Origin of the sequence: Phenylobacterium sp. (assembly GCF_036263695.1) — a bacterium.
Classification (GTDB): domain Bacteria; phylum Pseudomonadota; class Alphaproteobacteria; order Caulobacterales; family Caulobacteraceae; genus Phenylobacterium.
The window spans coordinates 1-8,977 of record NZ_DATAGM010000210.1 but is presented as its reverse complement, the minus strand read 5'-3'; the positions used below and the strand labels follow the sequence as shown (position 1 = coordinate 8,977).

The 8,977-nt window shown below is 69.7% G+C and carries 9 protein-coding genes; 3 read left to right on the top strand and 6 right to left on the bottom strand.

The genetic code is table 11. The features are described 5' to 3' along the window. From VHK87_RS08530 to VHK87_RS08520, 3 genes are all read right to left on the bottom strand, one after another. The coding region (locus tag VHK87_RS08530; RefSeq protein WP_329634475.1) for a Gfo/Idh/MocA family protein at window positions 1-527 on the bottom strand (527 nt) is incomplete at its 3' end. Further along, window positions 524-1,438 (bottom strand): MDR/zinc-dependent alcohol dehydrogenase-like family protein, encoded by a 915-nt coding sequence (locus tag VHK87_RS08525; RefSeq protein WP_329634474.1) that lies wholly within the window; start codon window positions 1,436-1,438, stop codon window positions 524-526. The genes VHK87_RS08525 and VHK87_RS08530, both read right to left, overlap by 4 nt. A 129-nt stretch (window positions 1,439-1,567) precedes the next feature. Continuing rightward, window positions 1,568-2,206, bottom strand: a complete 639-nt coding sequence (locus tag VHK87_RS08520) for a GDSL-type esterase/lipase family protein (protein ID WP_329634473.1) — start codon at window positions 2,204-2,206, stop codon at window positions 1,568-1,570. Window positions 2,207-2,633: 427 nt separating this feature from the next. Between VHK87_RS08520 and VHK87_RS08515 the strand changes: the two genes are divergently transcribed. Both VHK87_RS08515 and VHK87_RS08510 read left to right on the top strand, forming a co-directional pair. Beyond that, on the top strand, window positions 2,634-3,068 hold the full coding sequence (locus VHK87_RS08515) for a hypothetical protein (RefSeq protein WP_329634472.1): 435 nt from the start codon (window positions 2,634-2,636) through the stop codon (window positions 3,066-3,068). A 26-nt stretch (window positions 3,069-3,094) separates the two neighbouring features. Continuing rightward, a complete protein-coding gene (locus VHK87_RS08510; RefSeq protein ID WP_329634471.1) occupies window positions 3,095-5,047 on the top strand; it encodes a M10 family metallopeptidase in 1,953 nt (650 codons plus the stop codon). Between the two features lie 47 nt (window positions 5,048-5,094). Here VHK87_RS08510 and cutA read toward each other — a convergent pair whose 3' ends face one another. From cutA to VHK87_RS08495, 3 genes are all read right to left on the bottom strand, one after another. Next, window positions 5,095-5,415: a divalent-cation tolerance protein CutA gene (cutA, locus tag VHK87_RS08505; protein WP_329634470.1), complete on the bottom strand. Its 321-nt coding sequence runs from the start codon at window positions 5,413-5,415 to the stop codon at window positions 5,095-5,097. Further along, window positions 5,415-6,779, bottom strand: coding sequence for a bifunctional glutamate N-acetyltransferase/amino-acid acetyltransferase ArgJ (gene argJ / locus VHK87_RS08500; RefSeq protein ID WP_329634476.1), 1,365 nt, complete (start codon window positions 6,777-6,779; stop codon window positions 5,415-5,417). Before argJ ends, cutA begins: the two co-directional genes overlap by 1 nt. A 62-nt stretch (window positions 6,780-6,841) precedes the next feature. After that, entirely contained in the window at window positions 6,842-7,792 is a 951-nt protein-coding gene (locus VHK87_RS08495) for a peptidylprolyl isomerase (protein ID WP_329634469.1), read from the bottom strand. Window positions 7,793-7,947: 155 nt separating this feature from the next. On the opposite strand from VHK87_RS08495, the gene VHK87_RS08490 reads away from it, so the two are divergent. Then, window positions 7,948-8,977 (top strand): acetyl-CoA C-acyltransferase (locus VHK87_RS08490; protein ID WP_329634468.1); only part of this gene is annotated, 1,030 nt, incomplete at its 3' end.

Below are 8,977 nucleotides of genomic sequence, written 5' to 3'. Positions count from 1 at the left end.
GGCTTGTCCGGTCCATAGGCGTTGTGGAAGGTCAGGTCGACGGCGAACACCCGGCCCAGTTCGCCGGCGGAGATCAGCTCTCGGATGCGACGCATCCCATCGGTGAAGCGATAGGACAGGTCGACGGCCAGCAGCCGGTCGGCCGCCCGGGCCGCATCAACCACCGCCCTCGCCTCCTGCGCCGTCCGGCCCAGCGGCTTCTGGCAGAACACCGCGCAGCCGCGCTCAAGGGCGGCGATGGACTGCTCGGCGTGCAGCGCGCTGGGGGTAGCGATCACCAGGCCGTCGAGGTCCAGCGCGAGGAGCTCGTCCAGGCCGCCGACGCGCTCGGCCCCGGGCGCAAGGCGCAGGGCCTCGTCCACCATCTCGGCCGACGGGTCCGCGACCGCAGCGGCCTCAACGGCGCCAGTCGCCAGCATCCCCTCCATCCGGTGGCGGCCGATCCAGCCGACGCCGAGAAAGCCGATACGCGGGCGGCGGGCGCCTGCCTCGGCGGCCGCGCGCTCCTGCACCAGCGCCTCGCTCACGGCGTCACCAGCGCTTTGAGGAAGCCGTCTGGGCGGTCCCGCGTGGCGTTCAGCGCCTCGTCCAGCCGGTCCAGCGGGTAGGTGTGGGTGTAGAGGCTGGAGGGATCCAGGCGGCCGGAGGCCACCGCCTCCACCGCCTCGCGGATGCCCTGGGCGTAGAGCTCGGGGTCACGCTCGTGGGCGTTGATCACGTCGATGCCGCGCCAGTTCCACAGCTGCATGTTCACCTGGCGTGGGCCGTCCTGGTGGTAGCCGGCGATGACCAGCTTGCCGCGCTCGCGGACCAGCTCGGCCGAAAGGTCCAGCGGCCACTGCTTGCCGACCGCCTCGATGACCCGGTCGCAGAAAATCCCGTCTGTGAGACGCTTCACGTCCTCGATGATCCGATAGTGGTCGTCCATAGGGATGGTCTCGGCCGCGCCCATATTGCGAGCCACGTCGAGTGAGAACGGCCGGCGGGAGATGGCGATGACCCGCGCGCCGGCGTCGCTCGCCAGCCGCGTCAGGATGGCGCCCAGAAAGCCGATGCCGACGATGGCCACCGTCTGGCCCGCGGCGATGTCGCTGCGCCGGAAGATGTTCATCGCGCAGCCCAGCGGCTCGCCCGGAAACGGCTTGCCGGCCAGGCTGTCCGGAAGGCGCACGATCGCGCCCACATCCGCGACGTCGTACTCGGCGTAGCTCTTGTAGGAGAGGGCCGCGACCCGGTCGCCGACCGCGTAATCCGTCACCCCGTCGCCCACCGCGTCGATGACGCCCCAGCCCTCATGGCCAAGGGCGCCGGGCTCGGTGGGAAACTGCATCCAGTCCGGCCCCGCCCAGGGGGTCAGGTTCGAGGCGCAGACGCCGCAGCCTTCCAGCTTCACCCGCACCTGCCCCGGGCCCGGCTCGGGCCGCTCGATCAAGTCCATGCGGATTTGCCCAGGGCCCGCCACCACCGCGGCCCTCATCCTGCCCGTCGCGATCAACGCCCTCACGCTCCTCGAAGAACCAGCCGCCCCGTACGGCTCAGCTCATCAATGCGTGACGGGCTTCTTTGTTCAGCCCCGCGCTTTGCAGGCGGCGGCAAGGCGCTCGGCGTCGCGTTGTAGGACTGGCTTCACCACGCTGGTCCAGATGACGTAGCCGCGGGCCGTCATGTGCAGGTTGTCTTCGACGAAGATGTCCTTCGGCCGGCCGGCCTCCAGCATCGGCTGGACGACGTCGATGAACTCGAGGTCGGCGCGGCGCGCGGACAGCTCGCGGATGCGGTCGTTGATCCAGCTCTGGGCGGCGAAGTGGTCCCAACGCAGCTTCGAGGGCTTGAGAGTGATGAAGTAGACCGGCGTGTCCCCCAGCGCCTTGTCCTTCAGCGCCAGGAACCGCTCGAAGTCGGCGACGACCGCGGCCGGGTCCTTGCCCGCGGCCAGGTCGTTCTCGCCGGCGTAGAAGACCACCGCCGCCGGCCGGTAGCGGCCGACCACCTGCTCGAACCAGTCGTTCACGTCAGCGATGCGCGAGCCGCCGAAGCCGCGGTTCAAGACTGGCAGCGGGGCGAGGTCCTGGCCCAGGGTCTTCCAGAACCGGATGCTGGACGATCCCGTGAAGACGATCTGGCAGGCCGGGCGCAACGCTAGCCTGTCCTCCTCGGCGAAGGCGGCCATCTGGTCGGCGAACCTCGCGGGGTCGGCGTCGCTCACACTCGAGACTGCGGCTGACGTCGGTTGCGCGGCGGCGGTCGCGGCCGAAAGCGCGAACACGGTCGCTACGGTCGCCGTCCACGCGGCGATGTTCCGCATCGATCTCTTCACGCCGGCCTCCCGTGATCCGCGCGCCCTGCACGCAAGCCTCAGTCTAGGCCACGAATGCGAACATCGGCCAGGACATCCGTCGCTTCGCGGAAAACGTGTGGCGCCGAAGAATCTTGGTTGCCAAGCTTTAGACGACGGTGTTCTGTTTCAAGTGACGATCCCGGGGCGAGATGTGCCGAAATCTTCGTTTGTGGAGGATACTTTCGCGCAAAATGGGCGCAAAGGGCGGCACGCCCTTTCGGGAGCGGCGTAACCTGTGGCGTCCCGCTCCGCCGCCTCGTTACCACTCGCCGCAGTTGCGGGATGGGTGCTGACGATGGCGCCGACGCACGGTGGCGCCGAGTCGCCGGACCTGACCTGGCAGGGCGCTGAACGCATCACGGTGTACTGCCGCACCGATTCGCCTGAACTCGAACAGCGCGACCTCTGCCGGCGCGTAGAGGCCCTCGCGGCCGAGCAGTCGCCGCTGCCTGTGAGGGCTCTGGCGCCCGGCGATCCCGACCTCCTCGCACCCCGCAGCGTCGCCCTGCTGGCCGACTTCGCCAGCCAGGACGGCGCGGCCGGACCGCTGCTGATCTTCACCTTGCGACTCTACCGACATGGCGGCGAGCCGGTCCTGTTCGGCTCGCGCCCCCGCGCCGCACCGCTGACTGCGGACGGCGCCTCGGGCGCGCTCGACCGGGAACTGCGGGCGGCGCTTTCCGAAATCCTTCCCAGGCGCGGCCCCACGCGTCCGGCGGGCAGGCCATAACCATCAAACACCTAGGGGTTGGAAACATGCCACTCGAACACTTCTCTCCCACGGTGATCCGTGACGACTACGGACTGCCGGTCGTCGATGCGGCGACCGGCCTGCGACTGGACATCAATGTCGACGGCCAGGGCGGGACGATCCGCGACAAGCCGGTGTTCACCGCCGATCAGGCGGCGGCCTACTTGAATCGCAACGGCGCCGGCTGGGAAGGCGCGCTGACCAACGAGACATGGCACGCACCGCACACGCAAGCGAGCGGCACGCTCACCTTCGGCTTCTTCGATCAGATCGCCGACACCTACGACGGTTATGTCAATTTCGCGGAGAACTACGCCTGGGACGAGTACTTCGGCTTTTCGGCCTTCAGCGCGGCCCAGCGCAGCGCCGCCCGCGAGGCGATCCAGGCTTGGGACGACGTCATCGCCTGGGACTTCGTCGAGAAGCCGAACGCCCAGGCGGACATCAACTTCGGCAACACCACCACGGGGCCGGCCCAAGCATGGGCCTACACGCCGTACGAATTCGCTGAGGCCTACGGTCCCGAATACGCCATTCACCAGCGCGCGGCCGGCGATGTGTGGGTGAACCCGGCGCAGCCCAGCAACCTCTCGCTTGACGAGGGCTTCTACGGCCTGACCACGCTGATCCACGAACTCGGCCATTCGCTCGGCCTCAGCCATCCGGGCGACTACAATTTCGGGCCGGGCTTCGACGTGAACTACGACAACGGCGCGGAGTATTACCAAGACTCCCACCAGTACACGATCATGTCCTACTGGGAGGCGCTCGAGACCGGCGCCCAGCACGTCGACTGGCGGACCTACACCTATTCCTACGGTGCGACGCCGAACATCCACGACATCCTGGCCGTCCAGCGCCTGTACGGCGCGGAGATGACCACCCGGACGGGGAACAACGTCTACGGGTTCAACGCCACCGCTGGTCCGGACGCGTTCGACTTCGTGAAGTCCCCGCACCCCGTGGTGACCGTCTGGGACGCCGGCGGGGTGGACACCCTGGACTTCTCGGGCTGGAACACGCCGTCGGTGATGGACCTCAACCCGGGCGCGTTCTCGAGCGGCGGCGGCACGGTGGAGTTCCTGACGCTGGAGCAGGTCAACGCCAATCGGGCCGCGCTCGGCCTCGCCCCCCGGACCCAGGCGACCTTCGACCTCTACAACAGTCTGTTCAAAGACGGGCTCGCCAACGGGCTGATGAAGGACAACATCTCCATCGCCTACGGGGTGACAATCGAGAACGCGACCGGCGGCGGCGGGGACGACACCATCAGCGGCAACTCGGTCGGCAATAAGCTGATCGGCAACGCCGGGGACGATCGCCTGGACGGCCGCGCCGGCGACGACACCATGACCGGCGGAAATGGGGACGACACCTACGTCGTCGACAGCCGCGGCGACCGCTTGATCGAGGTCGTGAACGGCGGCGGCTCCGACACCGTCGAGACCTCGCTCACCAGTTTCACCCTCGACGGCGCCTTCGAGAACCTGGTCTTCACCGGCGGACCCTCCGTCGGGACCGGCCACGGCGGCGACAACAAGCTGACCGGGGCGGCCGGCGGCGACACGCTGAACGGGGCTGCAGGTCACGACACCCTCTCAGGGGAGGGCGGCGCCGACCAGCTGAACGCTGCTTCCGGCGACGACCACCTGAAGGGCGGCGCCGGGAACGACACTCTGGATGCTGCGTCGGGCAATGATACGCTCGAGGGCGGCGAGGGCGACGACCGGCTGCTCGGCTCGTCGGGCTACGACAAGTTCGTCTTCAAGCCCGGCTTTGGCGACGACGTGGTCATCGGCTTCCAGCACGCTGCCGACGTGCTGGACTACTCGGCCCTGACGGCCGCCGGCCAGACCGCGGTCGGCAGCCAGGTGGGCGCCGATGCGCTGATCTCCTTCGGCGACGGCTCGTCCATCCGGCTCGTGGGCGTCGACCTCGACCACGTGCCGGGCTTCTGAGCCAGGCAGGCTCCGCCTCCGCCTGCAGCGGCGGAGGCGGGCGCCGCTCATGCTGGGCGGGTGCTTTCCGCCAGCCAGTCGAGATAGCCGGCGTCGCCGGCCACAACCGGGACCATCAGGATCTCAGGCGTCTCGTAGCTGTGCAGCGCCCGGATCCTGGCCCGGACCGGCTCGAACAACTCCGCCCGGGTCTTGATCAGCAGCAGCACCTCCTCCTCGCGCGCCAGCTCGCCCTTCCAGACGTAGCGCGAGGCGATCGGCGTCATCTGCACGCAGGCCGCCAGCTTCTCGGCCAGCAGCGCGGCGGCGATGTCCTCCGCCTCGGTCTCCGAGCCGGCGGTGGTGAAGATGGTGCAGGCGTCGCTCATCAGCTGCGGTAGTCGCCGTTGATGGCCACGTATTGCTTGGTCAGGTCGCAGGTCCACATGACCGCGCTGGCCTTGCCAACCCCGACCTCGACGAAGACCTCCAGCTCCTGGCCCTTCATGTAGGCGCTCATCTTGGCCTCGTCGTAGGTCGGGGAAACGAGCCCGTCCTGGGCCGCCCAGAGGTCGCCGAACTTCACGCTCATCCGGTCGCGGTCCACCGGCTCGTCGGCCCGCCCGACCGCCATGACGATGCGGCCCCAGTTGGCGTCCTCGCCGGCGAAGGCGGTCTTGACCAGCGGGCTCTCGCAGATGGTGCGGGCGATCTTGCGCGCGCTCGCCTGGCTCTCGGCGCCCGCGACGGTGACCTTGACGAATTTGGTGGCGCCCTCCCCGTCGCGGACCAGCTGCATGGCGAGGTCGAGCAGCACGCCTTCCAGCTTCTCGCGGAAGTCGGCGAGCCGCCGGTCGCCGGCCCGGCTGATCTTCGGCGCGCCGGAGGCGCCGGTGGCGAACAGCAGCAGGGTGTCGTTGGTGGAGCGGTCGCCGTCCACCGTCACGGCGTTGAAGGTGTTGCGGGTGTAGAGCGTCACCAGCGCCTGCAGGGCGGCCGGCGAGATGGCCGCGTCGGTGACCACGAAAGCCAGCATGGTGGCCATGTCCGGGGCGATCATCCCCGAGCCCTTGCAGATGCCGGCGATCCGCACCGAGACCCCGTCCACCACCGCCTCCGCGTAGGCCCCCTTCGGGAAGGTGTCGGTGGTCATGATGGCCCGGCCGGCGCCGGCCCAGCCGTCGGGCGACAGGCGCTGCTCGACCTCCGGCAGGCGGCTGGAGATCTTGCCGTCGTCCAGCAGCACGCCGATGACCCCGGTGGAGGCGACCATCACGTCCCGCTGGCGGCAGCCGAATCGCTTGGCCGCCGCCGAGGCCACCCGACGGACCGCGTCCGCCCCCGGCTTGCCGGTGAAGGAGTTGGCGCAGCCGGCGTTGACCACTAGGGCGCGCACATCCTGGCCCTTCGTGACGGCGAGCTGGCGCTTGCACCAGTCCACCGGCGCCGAGCCCACCCAGTGCCGGGTGAACACCCCGGCGGCGCTGGCGCCCTCCGGGAAGTGCATGACCATCAGGTCGTCGCGCTCGTGCTTGTAGAAGCCGGCCCGGCCGGTCGCGAGCTCGACGCCGCCCACCGGCGGGATCTGCGGGAACGGCACGGCCAGCGGCGAGACCGCCAGGCCCGGCTTGCCGGCGCCGGTGGCCGCCGGCTCGTCCGAGAACTGGCGCGAGGCCTTGTCGGCGCGCTTCAGGGCCGCGCGCTTCAGGGCCGAGGTCAACGGGTCGAGCGCCCGTTCCAGCGCCTCGCCCATGGCCTCCACCGGCTTGGGCGCGGGCGCCTTGGCGCGGGACGGCGACTTGGCGGGTTTGCGGCTCACTTGCTGGCCCCCTCGGACTTCGGCGCTGGGGCGGCCGGCGCGGCGTCGGCCGGCTCGGGCGCACGGCCCGGCGCGGCCTGCGCCCCCCTCAGCGAATACTCGACCTTGTTCTGACGCTTGGCCCTGTCGCGCAAGCTCTCAATCAGCTCGCGAATCTCGCCGTAGGTCAGGAACCGCACGATCTGCGGGCGGGCGGCGTCGAGGGTGATGGGCGCCTCGACGCGCCGGTCCTCGACCCGCACCAGGGTGAAGCCGCCCTCCACAGGGAACGGCCCGACCAGCTCGCCCGGCTTGGCCGTGCGGAGCGCGGCCTGGTAGGCCTCGGGCATCACGTCGGTGGTGAAATAGCCCAGGTCGCCGCCGTTGAACCGCGTCGCTTGGTCGGTGGAGCGCTCCATGGCCAGCGCCTCGAACGAGGCGCCCGAGGCGACCAGCTTCTTCACCGCCTCCGCATCCGCGGCCGTTGCGACCACGATCTGGCGGGCGCGGATCTCCTCCGTCCGGGGCGCCTTCAGCTGCTCCTCGTAGGCCTGCCGAACGGCCTTGTCGTCGACGTTGTCGGACACCACCCGCTCGACGAGCAGATCGGCGAGCGCCCGCTCGCGCGCGGCGGCGAGGCGGCGCTGGCCCTCGGGGCTCTTGTCGAGGCCGCGCCGCTGGGCCTCGGCGGCCAGCAGGCGCTGGTCGATCACCTGGTCCAGCACCCGGCGGAACATCTCGGACGAGACGTCCAGCGGCTCGCCCTCGCCGATCAGGCCCTGGGCCACGGCCTCGCGCTTGACGTCCGACGCCCAGACGGCGCGGTCGTCGACCTTGGCCACCGCCACGTCGTTCGCCTCGGGCGGCCGGTCGGCCCCGCGGCGGTCGCCGCAGCCGGCGAGCGCGAGCGCCAGCCCGGCCGCCAGGGCCGCCCGGCGCCAGGCGGTGTAGGGCGGGCTTCGCCGCATTGATCCGATCCCCTTGGCCGGCCGAAACCGCGTCAGGCCGCCGCATCCGTCCCTAGCCATTTCGCCCGCGGGATGCAAAGGTTGCGGCCCTCTAGATCCGCACGGCCCGGCCAAGGGTCCGGCGACCATCGATTTTGAACGGAGGACAATTGCCCATGCGTGAAGCCGTAATCGTTTCCTACGCCCGCACCGGTCTGGCCAAGTCGCAGCGCGGCGGCTTCAACATGACGCCGACCGTCTCGATGGCCGCCCATGCGGTGAAGCACGCCGTGGAGCGCGCCGGGGTCGAGAAGGATGCGGTCGAGGACTGCTACATCGGGAACGTGGCGCACGGCGCGGGCAACCTGGGCCGCCAGACGGCCCTGCTGGCCGGCCTGCCGATCACCACCTCGGGCGTGACCGTGAACCGCTTCTGCTCCTCGGGCCTCAACACCATCGCGCTGGCGGCCAATTACGTCCGCAACGACGGCGCGAACTGCGTCGTGGCCGGCGGCGTCGAGAGCCTGTCCTTCCCCGGCGGCGGCGGCAGCCGCGAGAACAACGACCCGCGCCTGGTGCAGATGTACCCGGCCATCCACATGCCGATGATCGACACCGCCGACGTGGTCGCCGAGCGCTACAAGATCAGCCGCGAGTACCAGGACCAATATTCCTACGAGTCCCAGCAGCGGATGGCCGCGGCCCAGCAGTCCGGCAAGTTCAAGGACGAGATCGTCCCGATGTCCACCAAGATGAAGCAGGTGAACAAGGAGACGAAGGAAGAGACCATCGTCGACTACGTCGTCGATCGCGACGAGTGCAACCGGCCGGACACCACCATCGAGGGCCTGGCCAAGCTCCAGCCGGTGCGCGGCGAGGGCAAGTACATCACCGCCGGCAACGCGTCCCAGCTGTCCGACGGCGCCGCCGCCGTGGTGATCATGGAAGGCAAGGAAGCCGAGCGCCGCGGCCTTGAGCCGATGGGCATTTTCAAGGGCTGGGCCGTCGCCGGCTGCGAGCCGGACGAGATGGGCATCGGCCCGGTGTTCGCCATCCCGCGTCTGCTCGAGCGGCACGGCCTGCGGGTCGACGACATTGATCTTTGGGAGCTGAACGAGGCCTTCGCTAGCCAGTGCCTCTACAGCCGCGACAAGCTCGGCATCGACCCCGAGAAGTACAACGTCAACGGCGGCTCGATCGCCATCG